Here is a 20,417-nt window from a genome sequence, read left to right as displayed (position 1 = left end):
GAACCACCCCGATCAAGGGTTTTCGATCTTTTCCTGAGCCGTAAGAATGACGTGCCCCAAGACAACCTTTTTGGCAAATAGCGTAGAGAAGCACCAGGTTCCAGTCAGGCCTTCAACTCTGGTTAGCTTCTCGTCGAAGAGGCCTCGTCTAACAGCTTGGACTAGCCGCTTTGAGCGGGCTGCCAACGGAGCTTCTGTCTGAAACTTCTCACCCCAAGCCGCGACAGCATCCACCTCGTTGTCTGCATCTACCTGAGACAGGTATGTACCGCCATCAAACTCCACAGAGAAGGTGTATTTCTTCATCGCTTCCATTTCGCATGTCAGCTCTTCAGTTCCAGGCACTTCGCTTTCAATCACTAATTGACGTCAAGCACTGAATGGTGCCATCCGTCGGAGTCAAGGCCCCTTCCTGATGGGGCTACCTGACCCGCCGATCGCTCGAGAATTCTTCGGGCAGTGATGAGCAAGGTTCAGCGGGAAAGCTGTGCTGTCCATGTTCACGGAACCGTCTTAGGGTACGGCAATTCGATACCGAGCCCCGCGCAGGTAGCTTCGTAGGAAGCGCGCGCTGCAGAGAGCTGCTCCCACAACATCTGAATCTCCGCAGCCAAATCTTCTAGATCATCTGGCTGCTTGGATTTCACGAGATTTCCCATCTCTTCAAGACGGCGCACCAGACCATTCAGCGTGTCGCCTTGGATGACCACTCCCGGGTAGTTGCGCTCTGGGAGTTGGACGACCGCAAAGTTGACCGGACGCCCCAGGAGTTCAAGCTTCTCGATCATTGAGTACTGCTAGTTCCACCGACGGGGCTAATGGGACCGTTGATTGTGCGGAAGCTGCTCGGATGGTCATATGGCTTCCTAATTCCGACCTAAGTCTTGATATGCGGACAGTATTGGATCGGCCATCAACCGCATGGAATATCCGGTCGCAAGAAATCGAATCCAACCCTGATCAAATTGAATTTCATAGCCCCACTCTCTCAATTTTCCATTCGGCGCGACCCTCTCACCACCCCTCTTAATCTCACCCAAAGAAAATGGAAATTCGTCACGCTGCTTTAATGAAATTTCGAAGTCAGAAACATTGAAGAATGTTAACTCGCATGGCGCAACCCAAAATCCAGAAAAATTCCCACCTCCTGCCTTGACCCATTCAAAAATATAGTCAATGCCTAGCCGGAAACTAAAATCCTCCTTTGGAAATTCGATTCCATAGACTCTGCAATCATGCCAACTCATCATGGAAAAATCAGCATCTGTCCAGACGTGTTTTGTTTTTGACCAGTCGCCATTCATTTTTTACGATCCAAATAATTTCTCAGCAATCTAATATCACTCTGATCCATCGGACGCACTCCTTCTGCTGATTTATTTTTGTTCCAAAACTGCCTTCCCGTATTCGGATTTATGTTCGGATAGCTATTTTGCACGTGCGGAGTATTTACCCCCTTATGTGCCGGACCAATCAAATCGAAGTGAATCCTTCTTCCAGGAGTTTCAATCGTTATGTTTCTTCCATTTCGTCGATGAAGCGCCTCAGCTTGAGACTGAATTGAAGGAGGGCAAAATTTCGGAGGAGGAGGCGCAGAAGTCGAACCGGAGGTTCCACCAGAGCCACCTACCCGTCCACCGCCGCCGATGCCACCGCCTCCAAGCCCATTGCCTCCGCCACTAGCAGGACCGCCTGGACCTCCTCCGCCTCGCAGCGGCTCGAAGTCGATTGGCTTCATGGGCTGCTTTGCCAAGCCGTCGGGATCCGCCCAATTCAGAGCATCACCGTCGACATAGCCAAACTGATTCCATCCGCCATCAAGCCCGATCGGGTCGCTTTGCGTATAGCGCCCAATTGAAGGAATGTAGGTTCGGAACCCGTTGTAAAACAACCCCGACTCCTCATCCGCATGCTGCCCCGGATACCCCAGGTTGAACTTCACCTCTGACACGCCCGTGGCACCCGGATTCGGCGTCACATCCAAGTCGGCAAACCGATTCCTCGCCGTCGTCGGCTTGTCTTCCCCGAACGCGCTGTAGCCCCACTGCCAGACCGCTTGCCCGCTCACATCGGTGAGCTTGCGCGGCGTGTTCAGGTGGTCGCTGTGCACGGCGTAGGTCGCACCGTTGATCACCGCCGCGATCGGCATCGGGCCGTTGGCTGTCGGCAGGTAGATGTACTGCGCCTGCCCACCGCTGTTGGTGCCGCCGCTGCCCACCTCGGTGATCAGCGTGCCCTGCTCGTCGTAGACATACGTGTAGCCCTGCTGCTCGGCCTGGTTCGCCGCGGGGCTCCACAGCCGGGTGAAGAACGCGATCAGGCTTTGCATGAAGCCCGGGTCGGCCTCGTCGCCCTGGCTCGGCGGGTACAGCGGCTCGGTCTTGAACACGCGCTGGCCCAGCGCGTTGTGCGCGTAGCGCGTGGTCGGGCTGATGTCGGTGGCGCCCGTGGTGGCGGCGGCCAGCCGGCCCTCGGCGTCGTAGGCGTAGCTGCGCAGGCCGTCGGTCACGAGGTCGCCGTTGGCGTTGTAGCCATAGGTGACGCTGGTGTTGCTCGCGCCGTTGATGCTCTGGGTGAAGCCCGTCAGACGGTTGCTTGCCGCGCCCACGGTGTAGGTGCGCTGGGTGCTCTGGCCGCCGAGCACGCGCGTGCTGCTCGCGCGGTTGCCGTTGGCGTCGTAGCCGAAGCTGGCGGTGTTGCCCGTGGCATCGAAGCCGGTGATGCGGCCGACCGGGCTGTAGCCGACGCTCCAAGTGAGGTTGCCGTTCGCGACGGTGGTGTGCGTCGGGTCGGCGTCGCCGGGGCGGTACAGGTTCTGCGTGAGGCTGGTGATGCGGCCTGCCGCGTCGTACACGTAGCTGCTGAACTCGGTGCCGGTGAGCCGACCCGCGGTGTCGTACACGCGGCTGGCGGCCACGGACGCCGGCGGTGCGGCGGCAAAAGCCCATTGCCACGCAGTGGGCTGGCCGAGCGGGTTCCATGCGATGCCGGTGACGAGCGGGCTGCCGTTCCAGCTCAGGCCCGCGAGGCGGCCGGTGGCGTCGTACAGGTGGGTGAGCGTGGCGCCGTTGGGGTAGCCGATGCTGGCCAGCGTGCCGTTGGCGTTGTAGCCGTAGCTCACCTGCTGCACGCCACCGTTTGCGAGCGTCTGCTTCTTGAGCGTGACGCGCCCGAAGGCGTCGCGGGTGTACTCGGTGGCGCCGCTGCGGTCGATGACTTCCGAGAGGTAGCCCTTGCTCGTGGCCGTGAGGTCGTAGCGCAGCGTGGTCGTCTTGCCATCGGCGAAGACGAGGCTGGTTGGCCGGCCGAGCAGGTCGCGCGCGATGGTGGTGGCCTGCCCCATGGCATCGGTGATCTGGCTGGGCAGGCCGAGGCTGTCGTACTGGGTGCTGGCGCCGCCCGTGTCGGCGCTGGTCTCGGCCGTGGCGTTGCCCTGTGCGTCGCGGGTGTAGGCGGTGGCCACGCCCTTGAAGTCCTTGGCTTCGGTGACTGCGTCGAGCGCGTTGTACTTGAGGGTGGCCGTGGCGTTGGCCGCGTCGGTCACCGCCTTGACGCGGCGCAGGCTGTCGAGGCCGTACTGCGTGCTCTGGTTGAGGCCGTTGGTGGTGCGGGTCAGTTCGCCGTTGGCGTCGTAGCCGAAGGTGTTGGCCTGATTGGGGCCTTCCGTGGCGGCCGAGAGGCGGTTGATGTTGTTGACCGTGCGCGCCACGCTCCAGGCCACGTTGCCGGCGCTGTCCTTGATCTGTTCGGCAGTGCGGTTGCCCATGCCGTCGAGCGTGTAGCTGCCGCTTTCTCCGCGGTTGTTGCTCCAGCCGGTGAGGCGGTGGGCGGCGTCGTAGGTGTAGGTGAGCACGAGGCCGCTGGGCAGCGTCACCGATTCGACGGTGCCGAAGGGCTTGTAGGTCAACGTGGTGGTCTGCGCACCGGCAAGGCCCGCGCCGACGGTCTGGGTCAGCAGGCGGTCGCGCAGGTCGTAGGTGTAGGTGGTGACGAGGCCGTTGGGGGCGGTGGTGCTGGCTACGCGGTTGGCGTTGTCGTAGGTGGAGGTGGTGACGTGGCCCAGCGCGTTGGTCGACGTGAGGGCATTGCCCCGGATGTCATAGGTATAGCTCGTGACCGCACCGTTGGGTTCCGTGGCTGTGGCCACCAGCTGCTGGGCGTTGTAGGTCCACTGCCAGAGCTGGGCCTTGTTCGTGGCGGTGTCGGTGACCGTTCTTAAGAGCGTGTTGCCTACGGTGTCGTAGGTGTAGGCGGTGGTGCGGCCGGGTTCGGTGACCAGCGCGGGGAGCGAGAAGGTGGGATGCCACTGGGTCGTGGTGGTCTGTGCTTCGGGGGTGCCAGAAGCCCGAATAACCGCCGTGGGCAATCGGCGAGAGATGTTCCACGAGATATTGGTGCGCACACTTCGAAAGTCGTCGACACCAACAATCAGTCCGTTGTCGTCGATACCTCGCCACGAGGCACTATTCGAACTTGTTCCCGACACCGCACTGCTACCCAACGCAAGGTAGCCGGCACGAGTTGCGAAAAAGTAAGCGCGCCCGGTATTGAGGGGATCGACCACATAGGTCTGCCCCCCACTCGGATAGCTGACCTGATAGCGATCAACGCCCCCCGCGTGTTCTGTAGAAATCCCGCGCCCAAAAGAATCATAGGAATAGGTTGCGAATCGCACCCCACTCTCATCTACGATGCCGGTCAGCGCAAACTGGTAAGCGCTGTTCTCATAAAGGAATTTTCGATTCTTGGCGTCAGGATAGGTGACGGCAACCAAACGGCCGAGTCCGTCATAGGTATAGGCGACGACTCGGCCATCTGACAACGTGACAGAAGAAAGCTTGCCATTGGCATATGAAAAAACCAGCGTACGGCCGAATGCGTTGGATACCGAGGACAAGCGCCCTGACCCGTCATAGGCATACGACGCAATCTTCCCACCCCGTTCCGTCCTGGTCTGAAGCTTTCCATCAGAGGAGAAAGCAAAAGTACTGTCGTCTTCCGCGCGTTTGTAAATCCAGCCATCACCACTCGCAATAAGACTATCGGTGCTATTTCTGGTGGTCCAGCTTGCTGCGCCATCTACCTTGAAGAACCCACGAAGCCCCCCATCCGGCGAGACGACCGCTCTGAAACCAACGGACGCCCCCTCTGGTCCCTTTCGCATTGTCCAGGCGTGGTTGTGTGACCATCCCCGTCCAAGCATCTGGGCGTTGGTGGAATCTTTCGCAGCACGACTGCTGTAGATGCGAGAAAACTCGATGCCCGCGATTCCCAGTTCGGAGTAGTCAACCTCCTCGGTAACCTTCTCCCCCGTGGTCGGACGTATGGGATTGCCAATCGCACTTTCTGCCCATCGATTCGATTCGGACGCCAAACACATGTCAGGGGCCAGCTTGGGCTCGCTGGGCGTCGCGCCTACGCAGATGCCAGCGGCCGAGTCCTCCATGAAGCCATCGGTACATCCGCAACCCGAGCCCTGCTGCGTGCTTCCGGCAGGACAGTAGACCGCTTGGTTCGCCGAGATGGCTCGAGTGATCGGGGCACCGTCAGGAGACCCATATCGGTTAGCCCATGCGCAGACAGATGCATGTGGTTCGGTGGCTAGCAGCTGCCAACCAAATTCGTAGTAAATCACCTTTTTCATAAACCACTCGCTGGCAACACAGGCTTCTGGTGTTGTGCGATACCAATCGGTGGCGTAGAAAGTCCCGTCTCCAGCGAGCATTTCGACTCGGTGCTCGACGGTCATCGGAATCACTGCGTGCGCGCTTGAAGCGCCAAGCAAAAGAGCACACAACATCGCCTTGATCGCACAAGCGAAAGCGCCGATAGAACCTGTCTTCTCTCCCTCAATCCTCATAGAAACCACCTTGAATTTCTTGTTTTCACTACCGTTTTCGCGACGCGCACTACCATGCGGCACGCTCCGTACAAGTTGTTTCAAGATAGCCGAAAGGCCGCATGCAAACAACGACGGACTGACACCATTCGACTCAGCGTCGAACTCCTGAAACTAAAAGTACGCCGAAGCCTTCAGCCCCTGTTGTCCGCAAACGACTGAAATCACAAACTACGCGGCTTCGCATTTGTGTCCCCAAATTGAGCACAATCCCCTCATGCCAAACATCGCCTCCATCCTCAAAGCCGAAATCTCCCGTGTCGCTCGCAAGGAAGTGCGAGCGGAAATCGAAACACTCAAGAAGGCCTCCGTCGCACACCGGGCATCGATTGCCGACTTGCGCCGTCAGGTGAGCGCGCTTGAAAAGGAATTGCGCAAGGTCGCCAAGGGCTCCGCGCGCCAAGCGCCGGCCGCAGCCGGTGCTGCGGGCGACGACGCCGACGCAGGTGGCCCCAAGCGCCGCTTCAGCGCCAACCGGCTGGCCGCGCACCGCGCCAAGCTCGGGCTTTCCGCGGCGATCTATGGGCAGCTGGTCGGTGTGTCGGGCCAGACGATCTATCACTGGGAACAAGGCAAGGCGCGCCCGCGTGCGGCGCAGCTGGAGCGGCTGGCCACGGTGCGGGAACTCGGGGCGCGCGAGATTGCTGAGCGGCTGGAAGCACAGTAACCAAGTCACCCTCCGCACACCATGAAACTCGGCTACACCATCGTCTACGTTCCCGACGTCGCCCAATCGCTGAAGTTCTTCGAGCAAGCCTTCGGTCTGCCCACGCGCTTCCTGCATGAATCGGGCACTTATGGCGAACTCGAAACTGGCGAGACCACGCTGGCGTTCGCCGCGCACGCGCTCGGCGACTCCAACTTTCCGGGCGGGCATGTCGCCGCCTCGGAATCCGCGCAACCGCTGGGCATGGAGCTGGGCCTCGTGACGCCTGACGTGCCCGCCGCGCACAGCCGCGCGCTCGCGGCCGGCGCCACGCAGCTGTCGGCGCCGGTGACCAAGCCCTGGGGGCAGGTGGTCTCGTACGTGCGCTGCCCCGACGGCACGCTGGTCGAGCTGTGCTCGCCCATCGGCGGCTGACGGGCGCCCTGCCCTGCACCAGCCGGTTCGCTACCGGCTAATCGATCAACGCCACCGCCCGCCGCGCAAACCCCGCGGCCTGCGCGCCCACCTGCACCGCATCGGTCGCCGCAGCGCTGCCGCTCTTCGCGCGCGCCGCGATGCCTTCGAGGATCACGGCAAAACGGAACAGCGAGAACGCCAGGTGGAAGTTCGTCACCGGCTCGGCGCAGCCGCCGGCCTGCTGGTAGTGGGCGACGTACTCGGCCTGCGTGGGAATGCCTTCGGCCGCGAGGTCGATGCCCTGCATGCCTTCGAACTCGTCGGCGCCGGTGTGCCAGGCCATGCAGTTGTAGGCCACGTCGGCCAGCGGGTGGCCCAGGGTGGACAGCTCCCAGTCGAGCACGGCGATCACGCGCGGCTCGGTGGGGTGGAACATGAGGTTGCCGAAACGGAAGTCGCCGTGGGCAATGGTGGTCTGGTCGCCCGGTGGCAGGTTGGCCGGCAGCCAGGCGATGAGGCGCTCGATGTTCGCGTCTTCGCGGGTGCGTGACGCCTCCCACTGCCGGGTCCAGCGGGCGATCTGGCGTTGGAAGAAGTTGCCGGGGCGGCCGTAGTCGGTGAGGCCGACGGCGGCAAGGTCCACCGCGTGCAGGCGCGCCAGGGTTTCGGCCATGGCGAAGTAGTACGCGCGGCGCTCGGCGGGCGCGATGCCGGGCAGCGCGTAGTTCGACAGCACGCGGCCTTCGAGCTTTTCCATGACGTAGAAGGGCGTGCCCACCACGGCGCGATCGTCGCAGTACAGCACGGTGCGCGGCACGGGCACGTCGGTGTCGGCCAGTGCGCGCAGCACGCGGTATTCGCGGTCGACCGCATGGGCCGAGGGCAGCAGCTCGCCGGGCGGCTGCTTGCGCAGCACCAGCGCGCGGTTGTCGAAGTCGACGAAGAAGGTGGGGTTCGACTGTCCGCCGCCGATGCGCGCCAGGCGCATCGGGCCTTCGAGCTCGGGCAGCGCCTGCCGCAGGTGGCGCTGCAGGCGGTCGGCGTCGAACTCGATGCCTGCTGGGGTGGCGTCTGCAGCTGCGCTCATGGCCGGCGGAACACGGGCTCGCGTTTCTCCAGGAAGGCTTTCACGCCTTCGGCGAAGTCGGGCCGGTCGATCAGCTCGCGCTGGCGCTCGGCCTCGTGGCGCATCTGGCCGACGAGGGACTGACTCGCGGCCGATTCGTACACGGCGCGGATCTCGTGCGCCGCATGCGCGGGCAGGCGCGCGAGCCGCTGCGCGACGGCCACCGCCTGGGCGCGCAGTTCGGCGTCGTCCACGCAGGCCCACACGAGGCCCCATTGCGCGGCCTGTTCGCCCGACAGGCGCTCGCCGAGCAGCGACATGCCAATGGCTCTTGCGCGGCCCACGAGCCGTTCGAGGAACCAGGTGGTGCCCAGGTCGGGCACGATGCCCAGGCGCGGCATGAAGGGCAGGTAGAAGTAGGCCGATCGCGCGACCAGCACGACGTCGGCGGCCAGCGCCACGCCCACGCCGGCGCCCGCGGCGGGGCCGTTGATGGCGTTCACCACGGGAATGGGCATGCTGCGCAGGTCTTCGATGAGGCGGTTCGACATCGCTTCCATCGCGTCGGCCGTGCGCTGGCCCAGGCTGCCGGGCGCGCTGGCGTCCATGCTGCCCAGGTCTGCGCCCACGCAGAACGATTTGCCGATGCCGGTGAGCACCACGGCGCGCACCTCGCCTTCGTCGCGCAGCTGTGCGAGACGCTGGCGCAAGGCCTCTTGCAGCGGCACGGTGAGCGGGTTGAGGCGCTTGGGAATGTTGAAGCTGAGGATGACGACGTCGCCGTCGCGTTCGTACAGAAGGGGGTCCTGGTCGTCAGGCTGGCTCATGGGTGGGCTCCGAAGGGCGTGAGTAGATAAGGGGGTTTCACTTCATGTTCAGCGCGGGTCCGACCGGGTCGAGGTCCACGCCGTTGAAGCGCACGGGCTGCATCGATGCATAGGCGTGCAGGTCGGCGGCCGAATTGGCCATGGCCACGCCAGGCAGCAGCATCGAGATGCGCGGGCTCTTGAGGGTGCTGGCGGCCACGCGCACGCTTTCGCGCGTGGGGTTGGCGCCGGCCTCGCGCAACACATGCGCCATGAGCTGCGCGACGATGTAGCCCGACACGCCGCTGCCGTTGCTCGGGTCGACGCCGCTGGCGTGGGTCTTGAGCAGCTCGAGGTACTCGAGCACCTCGGGGTCGCGGCTCCAGCGCGGGCTCATGGGCTCCTTGTAGACGGCGAGCGCGACCACGCCCTTGGCCTTGTCGGCGCCCGCGGGCTCGAAGGCCATCTTCACGGAGGCGGCGGCAAAGTTGAGGTAGCGGTCGGGCGTCCAGCCCACATCGGCGACCTTGCGGATGGCCTGCGCGGCGGTGCGCGCGGTGGCGGCCATCACGAGCACGTCGGCGCCCGACGACTTGAGCTGCACCACCTGCGAATCGACGGTGGGGTCGGTCACCTCGAAGGTGGCCTGCGCCACGATCTTCGCCTTGCCCTGCTTCGACAGGCCTTCCTGCAGGCCCTTGAGCACTTCGCGCCCGAGGTCGTCGTTCTGCATGAGCACGGCGATCTTCGCGTCGGGGCGGTTGTCGATGATGTGGCGCGCGAACACGCGGCCCTCGCCCTGGTAGCTGCCGAGGAAGGGCACGGTCCACGGGTACTTGGCGGCGTCGTCGAACTGCGCGGCGCCCGACTGCACGAACAGCTGCGGCACCTTCTTCGCGTTCATGTAGCGCTGGATGGCCATGTTGGGCGCGGTGCCCAGGTTGCCGAAGATGGCGAGCACCTGGTCTTCCTCGACGAGGCGGCGCGCCACCTCGACGGTCTTGGGCGGCGAGTACTGGTCGTCGTAGATCAACAGGCGCACCTTGCGCCCGTGGATGCCGCCCTGCTCGTTGAGCTTCTTGAAGTAGGCCTCGGCCACCTTGCCGACCACCGAGTAGCCCGACACGGGCCCCGACAGCGGCATGGGCATGCCCAGCACGATCTCTGCGTCGCTCACGCCGGCTTCGGGCTTCTTCTGGGCCAGGGCCGGCAGGCTGATGCAGAGCGTGGCAAGGCCAGCCACCAGGGCGGTGCGGCGGGAAAGCGGATGAACCATGTCGCGTGTCTCCTTCTGTGTTGCTGAGTGGCCGGGTGGCCTGCGTCGTCAGTCGTCGTCGGAAAGCGGTTCAGGCGGAGGTGGCCCGGTTCGGCCCCATGTAGCCGAAGAGATGGCCCGCCACCTTGCGCATCTGGATCTCTTCGGAGCCCTCGGTGATGCGGTAGCGGCGGTGGTGGCGGTAGATGTGTTCGAAGGGCTTGTGGCGCGAATAGCCGATGCCGCCGTGCACCTGCATCGCGCGGTCGGCGGCCTCGCACACGAGGCGGTTGGCCCAGTAGTTGCACATCGAGACCTTGTCGGACAGCTGCTTCTCGACCTGCGGCTTGGGCATCTGGTCCATCTGCCACGCGGTCTTGCGGATGAGCAGGCGCAGCATCTCGACCTGCGTGGCCAGCTCGACCAGCGGAAACTGGATGCCCTGGTTGCGCGCCAGCTCCTCGCCGAAGGGCTTGCGCTCGCGCGCGTACTTGACGCTCTCGCGCACGCAGTAGTCGGCGGCGCCCAGGCTCGACGCGGCCTGGCGGATGCGGTTCTCGTGCACGAAGTGCTGGGCAATGGCCAGGCCGCCGTCGAGCGGGCCAAGCACGGCGTCTTCGGGCACCCACACGTTCGTGAAGCTCACGCGCGGGTGGTCGGTGGGCATGTTGAAGGTCCAGAGGTACTCCTCGATCTTCACGCCCTCGGCCTGCGCGGGCACGAGCAAGGCGCTGATTCCGCGCGCGTCGCCGTCGCGCCCGCTCGTGCGCGCAAACAGCACGCAGTGCGTGGCGGTGTGCATGCCGGTGGTCCACATCTTTTCGCCGTCGATGCGAAAGCCGGCGCGGCCATGGCGTGCCTCGGGCACGGCGCGGGTTTCCATGTGCGTCGCGTCGGAGCCGTGCTGCGGCTCGGTGAGGCCGAAGGTCAGGCGCACGCGCTCGTCGAGCATGCCCTGGATGAGTTCGTCGCACTGCGCGGGCGTGCCGAAGTCGCGAATGGCGAGCACGAAGGGGTTGTTGGCGACGATCGAGTGTTCGTTCTGCAGGTCGTTGTGCAGGCCCAGGCCGCGCGCCGCAAAGTGCTCGCGGATCACGGCCATCCAGAGGTTGCTGCCGTCGCGCCCGCCGAATTCGGCGGGCAATGCAAAGCGCAGGTGGCCCGCGCGGTCGGCGCGGCGGCGCGCCTCGGCCAGCAGCGCTTCCCACTCGGGGCGCGGCAGGCCGCCGTTCTCGAAGTCGGTGCGGGCCCATTCGCGGCGGTGGTCGAAGAAGCGCTCGTTGTCGTCCTGCGCCTGCAATGGCGCGATCTCGCGGTCGATGAAGGCGTCGAGCTCGGCGAGGTAGTCGACGAGGTCGCGGGGCAGGTCGAAGTCCATGGCTCAGTCTTTCTTCTTCGTGCCGGCGGCATAGCCGGGCTGGTTGATGGCGAGCTTGTCGCGCGTGGTCTGGCGCAGGTGGTCGATCAGGCCGGGGGTGGCGGCGTCGAGTTCGCCCGAGGCGATGCGGGTGCAGAGCAGGCGGTTGGCGTCCGCCAGGTCGGCGGGTGCGCCAGGGCCCAGCAGCGTGTGCAGCCGCGTCAACTCACTGGCCTGCGCGACAGGGCCGAGCTGCACTTCGCGCCGCACGATGTCGAGCGTGTTCGCGGCCACGCGCGCATGGAACGCGACCTGCCCTTCGGTGGCCGGCACCACCTGCTCGCGCAGGAAGGCGGCGACGGCCTCGAGCAGCTCGTCAACGTCGGGGCGGTCCTGCATCAGGCGGCCTCCTCCTCGGGGGCGAGCAGCGCCAGCAGGTCCGACTCGGCCTCCGACGCACGGCGACCGATGGCGGCCTTCTCCACGTCGCGCTCGCGCCCGCTGAGCCAGGCATGCACCATGGCCTCGCAGACGATGCCCCACTTGAGCGTGCCCAGCACCTCCCACCAGCGCACGCGCGCGGCATCGACCTGCCCGCCCTCGGCCGTGTAGCCCTCGAACAGTTGTTCGCGCGTGCCGAAGCCGCCCACGGGCAGCGCGCCGTGGCCGAAGCGCCAGGAGCGCACGCACATCCAGCCGAGGTCTTCCATCGGATCGCCGACGTGCGCGAGTTCCCAGTCGAGCACAGCGCGCAGGCCCTCCTCGCCGACCATCAGGTTGCCGTTGCGGAAGTCGCCGTGCACGAGCACCGGCGCGGGCACATCGGCCGGCGCGTGCGCGCGCAGCCAGCGGAACGCGAGTTCGAACACGGGGCGCGCGGTGCCGTGGCTGCGGTGCAGGCCGATCTGGAAGTCGAGCTCGGCCCGCGCGGCGGCCGTGCGCAGCGGCGGCAGGCCGTGTGCGGGCAGGCGGTGGATGCGCGCCATGGCCGCGCCGCACTGGCGCGCCAGCACGCGGCGCGCGCCGGCCAGGCGTTCGTCGCGCACGATGCGGCGGCCCAAAGTTTCGCCCTCGATGCGGTCCATGACGAAGCCTTCGCCGAGCCCGTCGGCCGGCTGCAGCACATGGCGCACGCCGGGCACGGGCACGCCGCCTGCGCGTGCGGCCTCGATGAGCTGCGCTTCCGCCGCCAGGCCCGCGGTGCCCAGGGCGCGCGCGCCGCTGGCATCGGCCGCGCGGCGCAGCACCAGCGGCCAGGTCTGGCCCGCGCCGGTGGTCGTCACATCGAAAGCCCAGGTCTGCTGGCTGGCGCCGCCCGAAAGCCGGCGCACGGCCTGCACCGCATGGCCATCTGGCACGAGCCGCCCGGCCAGCCGCTGCAGTGCGTTCGCGATCAGCGTCGCGTCATCGTGCACGGGCGACGCGTGCCTGGAGCTTGCGCAGCAGCCCGACCACGCCGCCGGGCATCGCGAACATGAAGGCGATCAGCACCACGCCGTACACCGCCCAGGGCGCGGCCTTGGAGACCTTCTCGGCCAGCGAGGGCACGAACATGATGAAGATGGCGCCGAAGATCGCGCCGTACAGCGTGCCCACGCCGCCCACCACGATGCCCACCAGCAGCGAGATCGACAGGAAGAGCGTGAACGAATCGGGCGCCACGAACTGCACCGCAATGGCCGACAGCGCACCGCCCACACCGGTGTACGCGGCCGAGACGCCGAAGGTCATGGCCTTGTAGTGGCTGTTGTCCACGCCCATCGCCTCCGACGCCATGGCGTGGTCGCGGATGGCGCGCATGGCCCGGCCGCTGCCGCTTTGCAGCAGGTTGTGGGCAATGAAGAACATCACGACCGCGACGAACAGCGAGAACAGGTAGAGCCACTGGTCTTCGTTGAGCGGCAGGCCGAAGGGCGCGGCAGGCTTCATGAGCACGATGCCCTGCACGCCGCCGGTCCAGGCCTCGAGGTGCTTGTACTTGAGCAGCTGCGGCATCGCCACGCCGAGCGCGAAGGTGGCCAGCGCCAGGTACAGCCCTTCGAGCTTGAGCGCGGGCCGCCCGAACAGGTAGCCGACGATCAGGCACACCACGGCCGCCGCCGGCACCGTGAGCCAGTACGGCACGCCCGCGTGCTCCATGAGGATGCCGGTGGTGTAGGCGCCAATGGCATAGAAGGCGCCGTGGCCCAGCGAGATCTGCCCGTTGTAGCCCGTGAGGATGTTCAGGCCCAGCAACGCGATGGCATACGAGATCACCATGGTCGCCTGGAACAGCTGGTAGCCGCGCGCCACGAAGGTGATGCCGATGGCCAGCACGATCAGCAGGCCGACCCACACGAGCGGGGAGCGCGAGGGCTTGGCGGTGGCGCGTGCATCGGTCGACCCGGCGAGCGGTGCCATGGCGGTCGGCAGGGAGGAAGCTTGGGGAGAGTTCATGCGATCAGACCCGGGTGACCAACTTGCGGCCCATGAGGCCGGAAGGCTTGACGATGAGCACGCCGACGATCAGCACCAGCGCCACCGACAGCTTGAGTTCGGTGCCCACCACGTAGGTGCCGATGAGGTTCTCGAGCACGCCGACGATGAAGCCGCCGAGCACGGCGCCCACGGGGCTGTCGATGCCGCCGATGAGCGCGCCGGCGAAGGCGTAGAGCAGCACGCCGGTCATCATGTGCGGGTCGAGGAAGACCACGGGCGCGACCATCATTCCGGCCACCGCGCCGATGGCGCCGGCCAGGCCCCAGCCCAGCATCAGCATGCGCCCGACGTTGATGCCCACCAGCCGCGACGAGGCCGCGTTCTGCGCCGCGGCGCGCATCGCCAGGCCCAGCGGCGTGAAGCGGAAGAAGGCGAACAGCAGCAGCACCACCAGCAGCGTGACGCCGATGGCGCCCATCTCGTGCGCCGACATCATGGCGCTGCCGAACCACGCGTCCGACGGGAACGGGCTCGGGAACTGCTTGATGGTGTAGCCGAAGAGCCAGCCCGCCAGGCTGTGGAAGATCACCAGCAGGCCGATGAACACCACCACCACCGACAGCGCCGGCTTGTCGTGCATGGGCCGGATCACGGTGAACTCCACCACGGCCGCGAGCACGAAGGACAGGGCCACGGTCGCGACGAAGGCGGCCCAGTACGGCAGGCCGGCCTGCATGAGGCTCCAGGCGATGAAGGTCGAGAACATCGCCATCTCGCCCTGCGCGAAGTTGATGTGGTGCGTGGCCTGGTAGATCATCACCAGCGCCAGCGCAACGCTGGCGTAGATGCCGCCGGTGGCCAGGCCCGCCAGCAGTTGGTGCAGGAATGCATTCATCGGTGTGTGGCCCTTATTCGCCCAGGTACGCTTTGCGCACGGCGTCGTTGCGGCGGATGTCGGCGGCCGTGCCCGAGAGCACGATGCGGCCGGTTTCCAGGAGGTAGGCCGAGTCGGCCAGGTCGAGCGCAAGCTTGGCGTTCTGCTCCACCAGCAGGATCGACACGCGCTCTTCCTTGTTGATGCGCCGCATGATCGAGAAGATGTCTTTCACGATGAGCGGCGCGAGCCCGAAGGAGGGCTCGTCGAGCAGCAGCAGGCGCGGCTTGCCCATGAGCGCGCGGCCGATGGCGAGCATCTGCTGCTCGCCACCCGAGAGCGTGCCGGCCTGCTGGGCGCGGCGCTCGCGCAGGCGCGGGAAGTAGCCGAACACGCGCTCCATGTCGGCGTCGATGCCGTCCCTGCTCGCGCGGGCGTAGGCGCCCAAGCGCAGGTTCTCCTCGGTCGTGAGGCCCAGGAAGGTGCCGCGCCCGTCGGGCACGTGGCCCACGCCGGCCTTGGCGATCTGCTCGGTGGAGCGGCCGTCGATGCGCTGGCCGGCCAGCATGATGCGGCCCTCGGTGCTCACCATCATCTGGCACAGCGCGCGCAGCGTGGTGGTCTTGCCGGCGCCGTTGGCGCCCAGCAGCGCCACGACCTGGCCGGTGGGAATGTCGAGGTCGATGCCTTGCAGCACGCGCGTCGGGCCGTACGCCGCGTGCAAGCCGCGCACTTCGAGGATGTTGGTCGTCATGCCATCGCCTCCGCTTCTGCCTCTTCGCCCAGGTAGGCACGGATCACCTCGGGGTGCGCGCGCACCTCGGCCGGCGTGCCCTCGGCGATCTTCTTGCCGAAGTTCAGCGCCACCACCTTGTCCGACACGCCCATCACGAGGCTCATGTGGTGCTCGACCAGCAGCACCGTCACGTTCAGGCGGTCGCGGATGTCGCGGATCAGCGTGCCCAGGCTTTCGAGTTCTTCGTGGTTCAGGCCGCAGGCCGGCTCGTCGAGCAGCAGCAGCTGCGGCTCGGCCGCCAGTGCGCGTGCCAGCTCGACGCGCTTTTGCGTGCCGAAAGGCAGGTCGGCCACTTCGCGTTCGGCCACGGCCTCGAGGTCGAGAAAGTGGATCAGCTGGTCGGCCCGCGCGCGCGCCTGCGACTCGATGGCCGCCACGCCGGGCAGCCGGAAGGCGTTGCGCAGGAAGCCCGCATGGTGCTTGCTGTGGCAGCCCACCAGCACGTTGTCGCGCACGGTCATCGTGCGAAACAGCGCCAGGTTCTGGAAGGTGCGCCCGATGCCCAGGCCCGCCATGCGGTGGCGCGGCAGGCGCGTGAGCGGATGGCCGTCGAACTCGATGCGGCCGGCGCTGCACTCGTACAGGCGCGAGAGACAGTTGAACAGCGTGCTCTTGCCCGCCCCGTTCGGCCCGATGAGGCCGCAGATCTGGCCCCGCCGCACGTCGAACGAGACGCCGTCGAGCGCCACGATGCCGCCGAAGCGCACCGACACCGCGTCGATGCGCAACAGGGGGGTGTTCTCTTTGTCTCCGCGATCGGTGTCATGAATCATGCGTCGATCTCTTTTTTTGAGGGAACGGAAAAGGTCAGCGCCGCCCCCGCGGGCGCTGCCAGGTTGGCGGCGCAAGGTCCGCCCGGCTTCGTCAGAGCCGTTCGATGATCGTGACGTTGGCCATGCCGCCGCCTTCGCACATCGTCTGCAGGCCGTAGCGCTTGCCGCGCTGGCCCAGGGCGTTGACCAGCGTGGTCATCAGCTTGGTGCCCGAGGCGCCCAGCGGGTGGCCCAGCGCAATGGCGCCGCCGTTCACGTTGATGCGGGCCGGGTCGGCGCCCAGTGCCTTGAGCCAGGCGATGGGCACGGGCGCGAAGGCTTCGTTGACTTCGTACAGGTCGATGTCCTCGATCTTCATGCCGGCCTTTTGCAGCGCGCGCTGCGTGGCGGGCAGCGGGGCCTCGAGCATGATGACCGGGTCGTGGCCCAGCACGCTCATGTGGTGGATGCGCGCCAGCGGCTTCACGCCCAGCGTCTTCAGGCCGCGCTCGTTCACGACCATGAGGCCGCTGGCGCCGTCGCAGATCTGGCTGGCGGTGGCCGCCGTGCAGCGCCCGCCTTCGGCGATGAGCTTGACGCCGGCGATGCTCTCCAGCGTGGCGTCGTAGCGGATGCCCTCGTCGGTGGTGTGCAGCTCGCCGGTCTCGGTGCCGTCGGCCATGCGCACGGCCACGGGCACGATCTCGCGTTCGAAGTGGCCGGCCTTGGTGGCGGCGATGGCGCGGTGGTGGCTTTCGAGCGCGTAGCGGTCGAGCGCTTCTTTCTCGATGCCGTAGTTGCGCGCGATCATCTCGGCGCCCGTGAACTGGCTGAACTGGATGCCGGGGTAGCGTTTTTCCATGCCGGGGCTCACGTAGAAGCCCAGGTTGTTCTTCAGCGGCAGCGTGGTGGGCAGGCCCATGGGCACGCGGCTCATGCTCTCGACGCCGGCGGCGATGACGATGTCCATCGTGCCCGACATCACGGCCTGCGCCGCGAAGTGCAGCGCCTGCTGCGACGAGCCGCACTGGCGGTCGACCGAGGTGGCGGGCACCGACTCGGGCAGGCGCGAGGCCAGCACCGCGTTGCGCGCCACGTTGGAGGCCTGCTCGCCGGCCTGGCCGACGCAACCCATGATCACGTCCTCGATCAGGGCGGGGTCGGCGTCGGTGCGCTCCACGAGCGCGTTGAGCACCTGGGCGGCCAGGTCGGCCGGGTGCCATCCGGCAAGGCGGCCGTTGCGGCGGCCGCCGGCGGTGCGCGCGGCGGCGACGATATAGGCTTCGGGCATGTGAAATCTCCGGTGATGGGTTCGGTTCGGCAGTCCAGCGCATTGTTGGCGCCGCGCCGCCGCACAGCGTCGTCGGAACCGACGATTTTGGGCGGCGGCGCCTTGCGCCCCTACGCTCTCAGGCCTTGGCCAGGCGCTTGGCCATGCTCCAGCGGTGCACTTCCGACGGGCCGTCATAGATCCGGAAGGCCCGCATGTCGCGAAAGATGCGCGCGGCTACGGTCTCGTCCGACACGCCGCTCGCGCCCAGGATCTGCACCGAGCGGTCGACCACGCGCCACTCGGCCTCCGAGCACAGCACCTTGGCCACGCTGGACTCGTGGCGGCCTTTGCCGCCCTGGTCGAGCACCCACGCGCAATGCCAGATGGTCAGGCGCGAGACGTGCAGGTCCATCTCGTTGTCGGCCAGCATGAAGCCCACGCCCTCGTGCTCCACCAGCGCATGGCCGAAGGCCTGGCGGCGGCGGGCGTAGTCGGCGGCGAGTTCGTGCACGCGGCGCGCGGCGCCGAGCCAGCGCATGCAGTGCGTGAGGCGCGCGGGCGCCAGCCGCACCTGCGCGTAGCGAAAGCCCTCGCCGATGGCGCCCAGCACGTCGGTGGCCGGCACGCGCAGGCCGTCGAAGCGCACCACGCCGTGGCCGCCGGTGAAGCAGCTGTCGAGTGCGTCGATCTGCCGCTCGATCACGATCTCGGGCTGGTCCATATCGGCCAGGAACATGGTCGACGAACCGTCTTCCATGCGCGCCATGATGATCGCGAAGCCCGCGCCGGTGGCGCCGGTGATGAACCACTTGCGCCCGGTGATCACGTAGTGGTCGCCGTCGCGCACGGCCACGGTCTGCATCATCGACGGGTCGGAGCCGGCACCGGGTGGCGGCTCGGTCATGCAGAAGCACGAGCGCACGTGGCCGTCGATGAGCGGCTGCAGCCAGCGCGCCTTTTGCGCCGGCGTGGCCACCACCTCCATCAGGTGCACGTTGCCTTCGTCGGGCGCGTGGATGTTGAGCGCCACCGGGCCGAGCGGCGAATAGCCCGCCTCCTCGAACACGATGGCCTTGTCGACGTGCGACAGGCCCAGCCCGCCGTGTTCCTTCGATGCGTGCGGCGTGAGCAGGCCGGCGCGGCGCGCGCGTGCCACCAGCTCGTCGCGCAGCGCCTCGGCGGGGCCGTGCGAATCCTGCCGGGGGTCGGATTCGAGCGGAATCACCTCCTCGGCGATGAAGCGGCGCGTTCGTTCCTGCAGGTCGAGCTGGGCCGGGGTGAGGCTGAAGTCCATGGTGGGACGCTCCTTCTTTCTCTGTGAAATTCAAGGATGGACGGATTGAAGACAATGCGGCGCATGGTGCCGACGCGGGCGCGGGTTTCGAGTCGTGAGCGGGACAAGCCCGCCGGATTCGTCCGTTCCGACGATGCCGCGGCCCGGCCTGCGCCCAACACTGACACGCCATGAACACACCTGCAACCGACCACGACGCCGACAACATCCTCCTGCTCACCCGCCCGCAGGACGGCTGCGCCTGCCTCACGCTGAACCGCCCGCAGGCCATGAACGCCCTGTCGCTCGCGCTGCGGCGCGCGCTGGTGCGCACGCTCGACGCGCTCGCGCAGGACGACAGCGTGCGCGTGCTGATCCTCACCGGCGCGGGCCGCGCCTTCTGCGCCGGCCTGGACCTGCGCGAGATCGACCCCGGCGCCATCACCGGCGACGCCGGCACCGACGTGGCCACCGCGCTCGCGAACTTTCCGCGCCCGGTGATCGGCGCCGTGAACGGCGCGGCCATCACCGGCGGCCTCGAGGTGGCGCTGGCCTGCGACCTGCTGATCGCGTCGAGCGAGGCGCGCTTTGCCGACACCCACGCGCGCATCGGCGTGATCCCGGGCTGGGGGCTGTCTCAGCGGCTGTCGCGGCTCATCGGCATTGCGCGGGCGAAAGAGATGGCCTTCAGCGGCAACTTCGTCGGCGCCGAGCAGGCCGAGCGCTGGGGGCTGGTGAACCGCGTGACCACGCCCGAGCAGCTGATGCCCCAGGCGCTGGCACTGGCCGCCGACATCGCGAGCGCGCTGCCCGAGATGCTGCCGGTCTACAAGCGCCTGATCGACGACGGCCATGCGCGCAGCTTTGCCGAAGGCATGGCGCTGGAGCAGGCCGCCACGCGCGAATGGGCCGCGTCGCTCACGCCCGAGGTGCTGCGCGCGCGGCGCGAGGCGGTGCAGGCGCGCGGGCGGGCGCAGAAAGACCTACCGCGCGGGGAATGACGCGGAGGTCGGAATCCAGACCTCGACCGTGCGGCGAGTGGGATTGAGGCGAGGCGACAACGGTTCGACCAGCCAGTTGGGATAACCGACTTGCGGGCCCAGTGCGACAGCACAGTCGATCGAGGCCTCGTCGTGAAAGCGCACCGTCGGCTGGTTCACCTGCCGGGGGGGCAGACGGTTGTACTTGCGTGCGGACTCGCTGACGTCTTCGATCGGCGGCACATTGGCGAGCATTTTTTGCCAAGGTTCGCGATAGGTTCGGACAACGTCCCGTTGGCTGTTGTCGTAGATCTGGATATAGACCGTCACGCCTTTGCAGCGCTCGCCCATGAACACCCTCTTGCCGGACGGCTCCACCGACGATGACGCCGCTGCAGGCGCTGTCACCGCCGCAGGTGCTGGTGCCGCCGCAGGTGCTGGCACCGCCGCAGGCGCTGGTGCCGCCGCAGGTGCTGGCACTGCCGCAGGCGCTGGTGCCGCCGCAGGTGCTGGCACCGCCGCAGGTGCTGGTGCCGCCGCAGGTGCTGGCACCGCCGCAGGTGCTGGTGCCGCCGCAGGTGCTGGCACCGCCGCAGGTGCTGGCC

The 20,417-nt window shown here is 66.7% G+C and carries 21 protein-coding genes; 4 read left to right on the top strand and 17 right to left on the bottom strand.

What is annotated here, in order from left to right:
• Positions 1 to 12 precede the first annotated feature (12 nt).
• The 4 genes from AC3WQM_RS15895 to AC3WQM_RS15880 form a co-directional block, all read right to left on the bottom strand.
• Positions 13 to 315, bottom strand: a complete 303-nt coding sequence (locus AC3WQM_RS15895) for a hypothetical protein (protein ID WP_492680018.1) — start codon at positions 313 to 315, stop codon at positions 13 to 15.
• 185 nt (positions 316 to 500) lie between these two features.
• Positions 501 to 788, bottom strand: coding sequence for a DUF6959 family protein (locus tag AC3WQM_RS15890; RefSeq protein ID WP_492680016.1), 288 nt, complete (start codon positions 786 to 788; stop codon positions 501 to 503).
• Between the two features lie 78 nt (positions 789 to 866).
• A complete protein-coding gene (locus AC3WQM_RS15885) occupies positions 867 to 1,304 on the bottom strand; it encodes a hypothetical protein (RefSeq protein WP_492680014.1) in 438 nt (145 codons plus the stop codon).
• On the bottom strand, positions 1,301 to 5,749 hold the full coding sequence (locus tag AC3WQM_RS15880) for an RHS repeat-associated core domain-containing protein (protein ID WP_492680012.1): 4,449 nt from the start codon (positions 5,747 to 5,749) through the stop codon (positions 1,301 to 1,303). Before AC3WQM_RS15880 ends, AC3WQM_RS15885 begins: the two co-directional genes overlap by 4 nt.
• 367 nt (positions 5,750 to 6,116) lie before the next feature.
• Here AC3WQM_RS15880 and AC3WQM_RS15875 point away from each other — a divergent pair, with 367 nt between their 5' ends.
• On the top strand, positions 6,117 to 6,566 hold the full coding sequence (locus AC3WQM_RS15875) for a helix-turn-helix domain-containing protein (protein ID WP_070062806.1): 450 nt from the start codon (positions 6,117 to 6,119) through the stop codon (positions 6,564 to 6,566).
• Between the two features lie 21 nt (positions 6,567 to 6,587).
• Positions 6,588 to 6,980, top strand: coding sequence for a VOC family protein (locus AC3WQM_RS15870; protein WP_307696445.1), 393 nt, complete (start codon positions 6,588 to 6,590; stop codon positions 6,978 to 6,980).
• 37 nt (positions 6,981 to 7,017) lie between these two features.
• Here AC3WQM_RS15870 and AC3WQM_RS15865 read toward each other — a convergent pair whose 3' ends face one another.
• The 12 genes from AC3WQM_RS15865 to AC3WQM_RS15810 form a co-directional block, all read right to left on the bottom strand.
• A complete protein-coding gene (locus AC3WQM_RS15865; RefSeq protein WP_492680010.1) occupies positions 7,018 to 8,049 on the bottom strand; it encodes a phosphotransferase in 1,032 nt (343 codons plus the stop codon).
• Positions 8,046 to 8,855, bottom strand: coding sequence for an enoyl-CoA hydratase-related protein (locus tag AC3WQM_RS15860; RefSeq protein WP_492680008.1), 810 nt, complete (start codon positions 8,853 to 8,855; stop codon positions 8,046 to 8,048). The genes AC3WQM_RS15865 and AC3WQM_RS15860 overlap by 4 nt, the downstream gene beginning before the upstream one ends.
• Positions 8,856 to 8,892: 37 nt before the next feature.
• Positions 8,893 to 10,110 carry an ABC transporter substrate-binding protein gene (locus AC3WQM_RS15855; protein WP_492680006.1) on the bottom strand — a complete coding sequence of 406 codons (1,218 nt, stop codon included), beginning with the start codon at positions 10,108 to 10,110 and terminating at the stop codon, positions 8,893 to 8,895.
• Positions 10,111 to 10,180: 70 nt separating this feature from the next.
• Positions 10,181 to 11,467 carry an acyl-CoA dehydrogenase family protein gene (locus AC3WQM_RS15850; protein WP_492680004.1) on the bottom strand — a complete coding sequence of 429 codons (1,287 nt, stop codon included), beginning with the start codon at positions 11,465 to 11,467 and terminating at the stop codon, positions 10,181 to 10,183.
• Between the two features lie 3 nt (positions 11,468 to 11,470).
• Positions 11,471 to 11,845 carry a DUF6285 domain-containing protein gene (locus tag AC3WQM_RS15845; protein ID WP_492680002.1) on the bottom strand — a complete coding sequence of 125 codons (375 nt, stop codon included), beginning with the start codon at positions 11,843 to 11,845 and terminating at the stop codon, positions 11,471 to 11,473.
• A complete protein-coding gene (locus AC3WQM_RS15840) occupies positions 11,845 to 12,861 on the bottom strand; it encodes a phosphotransferase family protein (protein ID WP_492680000.1) in 1,017 nt (338 codons plus the stop codon). Before AC3WQM_RS15840 ends, AC3WQM_RS15845 begins: the two co-directional genes overlap by 1 nt.
• Entirely contained in the window at positions 12,851 to 13,846 is a 996-nt protein-coding gene (locus tag AC3WQM_RS15835) for a branched-chain amino acid ABC transporter permease (RefSeq protein WP_492679998.1), read from the bottom strand. Before AC3WQM_RS15835 ends, AC3WQM_RS15840 begins: the two co-directional genes overlap by 11 nt.
• 40 nt (positions 13,847 to 13,886) lie before the next feature.
• Positions 13,887 to 14,759 (bottom strand): branched-chain amino acid ABC transporter permease, encoded by an 873-nt coding sequence (locus AC3WQM_RS15830; RefSeq protein WP_056577629.1) that lies wholly within the window; start codon positions 14,757 to 14,759, stop codon positions 13,887 to 13,889.
• Between the two features lie 13 nt (positions 14,760 to 14,772).
• Positions 14,773 to 15,492, bottom strand: coding sequence for an ABC transporter ATP-binding protein (locus AC3WQM_RS15825; RefSeq protein ID WP_492679996.1), 720 nt, complete (start codon positions 15,490 to 15,492; stop codon positions 14,773 to 14,775).
• On the bottom strand, positions 15,489 to 16,307 hold the full coding sequence (locus AC3WQM_RS15820; protein WP_062478152.1) for an ABC transporter ATP-binding protein: 819 nt from the start codon (positions 16,305 to 16,307) through the stop codon (positions 15,489 to 15,491). The genes AC3WQM_RS15825 and AC3WQM_RS15820 overlap by 4 nt, the downstream gene beginning before the upstream one ends.
• A gap of 91 nt (positions 16,308 to 16,398) precedes the next feature.
• Positions 16,399 to 17,577: an acetyl-CoA C-acetyltransferase gene (locus tag AC3WQM_RS15815; protein ID WP_492679994.1), complete on the bottom strand. Its 1,179-nt coding sequence runs from the start codon at positions 17,575 to 17,577 to the stop codon at positions 16,399 to 16,401.
• A 118-nt stretch (positions 17,578 to 17,695) separates the two neighbouring features.
• A complete protein-coding gene (locus tag AC3WQM_RS15810) occupies positions 17,696 to 18,853 on the bottom strand; it encodes an acyl-CoA dehydrogenase family protein (protein ID WP_062478158.1) in 1,158 nt (385 codons plus the stop codon).
• Positions 18,854 to 19,023: 170 nt separating this feature from the next.
• On the opposite strand from AC3WQM_RS15810, the gene AC3WQM_RS15805 reads away from it, so the two are divergent.
• Positions 19,024 to 19,833, top strand: coding sequence for an enoyl-CoA hydratase (locus tag AC3WQM_RS15805; protein ID WP_492679992.1), 810 nt, complete (start codon positions 19,024 to 19,026; stop codon positions 19,831 to 19,833).
• Here AC3WQM_RS15805 and AC3WQM_RS15800 read toward each other — a convergent pair.
• Entirely contained in the window at positions 19,816 to 20,163 is a 348-nt protein-coding gene (locus tag AC3WQM_RS15800; protein WP_492679990.1) for a hypothetical protein, read from the bottom strand. The two genes, AC3WQM_RS15805 and AC3WQM_RS15800, sit on opposite strands and share 18 nt — an antisense overlap.
• Positions 20,164 to 20,195: 32 nt before the next feature.
• On the opposite strand from AC3WQM_RS15800, the gene AC3WQM_RS15795 reads away from it, so the two are divergent.
• On the top strand, positions 20,196 to 20,417 hold a 222-nt coding region (locus tag AC3WQM_RS15795), incomplete at its 3' end, for a hypothetical protein (RefSeq protein ID WP_492679988.1).

This window comes from Variovorax sp. FW301-JW7, assembly GCF_058788795.1.
The sequence above is the reverse complement of the archived record's forward strand: the minus strand, read 5'-3'. Positions and strand labels throughout refer to the sequence as shown.

Excerpts from the sequence above, each read along its gene's own strand:
- AC3WQM_RS15875 (WP_070062806.1), top strand. The coding sequence starts at position 6,117 with ATGCCAAACATCGCCTCCATCCTCAAAGCCGAAATCTCCCGTGTCGCT.
- AC3WQM_RS15850 (WP_492680004.1), bottom strand. The coding sequence starts at position 11,467 with ATGGACTTCGACCTGCCCCGCGACCTCGTCGACTACCTCGCCGAGCTC.
- AC3WQM_RS15865 (WP_492680010.1), bottom strand. The coding sequence starts at position 8,049 with ATGAGCGCAGCTGCAGACGCCACCCCAGCAGGCATCGAGTTCGACGCC.
- AC3WQM_RS15800 (WP_492679990.1), bottom strand. The coding sequence starts at position 20,163 with ATGGGCGAGCGCTGCAAAGGCGTGACGGTCTATATCCAGATCTACGAC.
- AC3WQM_RS15860 (WP_492680008.1), bottom strand. The coding sequence starts at position 8,855 with ATGAGCCAGCCTGACGACCAGGACCCCCTTCTGTACGAACGCGACGGC.
- AC3WQM_RS15890 (WP_492680016.1), bottom strand. The coding sequence starts at position 788 with ATGATCGAGAAGCTTGAACTCCTGGGGCGTCCGGTCAACTTTGCGGTC.
- AC3WQM_RS15855 (WP_492680006.1), bottom strand. The coding sequence starts at position 10,110 with ATGGTTCATCCGCTTTCCCGCCGCACCGCCCTGGTGGCTGGCCTTGCC.
- AC3WQM_RS15835 (WP_492679998.1), bottom strand. The coding sequence starts at position 13,846 with ATGGCACCGCTCGCCGGGTCGACCGATGCACGCGCCACCGCCAAGCCC.
- AC3WQM_RS15895 (WP_492680018.1), bottom strand. The coding sequence starts at position 315 with ATGGAAGCGATGAAGAAATACACCTTCTCTGTGGAGTTTGATGGCGGT.
- AC3WQM_RS15810 (WP_062478158.1), bottom strand. The coding sequence starts at position 18,853 with ATGGACTTCAGCCTCACCCCGGCCCAGCTCGACCTGCAGGAACGAACG.
- AC3WQM_RS15885 (WP_492680014.1), bottom strand. The coding sequence starts at position 1,304 with ATGAATGGCGACTGGTCAAAAACAAAACACGTCTGGACAGATGCTGAT.
- AC3WQM_RS15830 (WP_056577629.1), bottom strand. The coding sequence starts at position 14,759 with ATGAATGCATTCCTGCACCAACTGCTGGCGGGCCTGGCCACCGGCGGC.
- AC3WQM_RS15845 (WP_492680002.1), bottom strand. The coding sequence starts at position 11,845 with ATGCAGGACCGCCCCGACGTTGACGAGCTGCTCGAGGCCGTCGCCGCC.
- AC3WQM_RS15870 (WP_307696445.1), top strand. The coding sequence starts at position 6,588 with ATGAAACTCGGCTACACCATCGTCTACGTTCCCGACGTCGCCCAATCG.
- AC3WQM_RS15815 (WP_492679994.1), bottom strand. The coding sequence starts at position 17,577 with ATGCCCGAAGCCTATATCGTCGCCGCCGCGCGCACCGCCGGCGGCCGC.
- AC3WQM_RS15820 (WP_062478152.1), bottom strand. The coding sequence starts at position 16,307 with ATGATTCATGACACCGATCGCGGAGACAAAGAGAACACCCCCCTGTTG.
- AC3WQM_RS15805 (WP_492679992.1), top strand. The coding sequence starts at position 19,024 with ATGAACACACCTGCAACCGACCACGACGCCGACAACATCCTCCTGCTC.
- AC3WQM_RS15825 (WP_492679996.1), bottom strand. The coding sequence starts at position 15,492 with ATGACGACCAACATCCTCGAAGTGCGCGGCTTGCACGCGGCGTACGGC.
- AC3WQM_RS15880 (WP_492680012.1), bottom strand. The coding sequence starts at position 5,749 with ATGACCGTCGAGCACCGAGTCGAAATGCTCGCTGGAGACGGGACTTTC.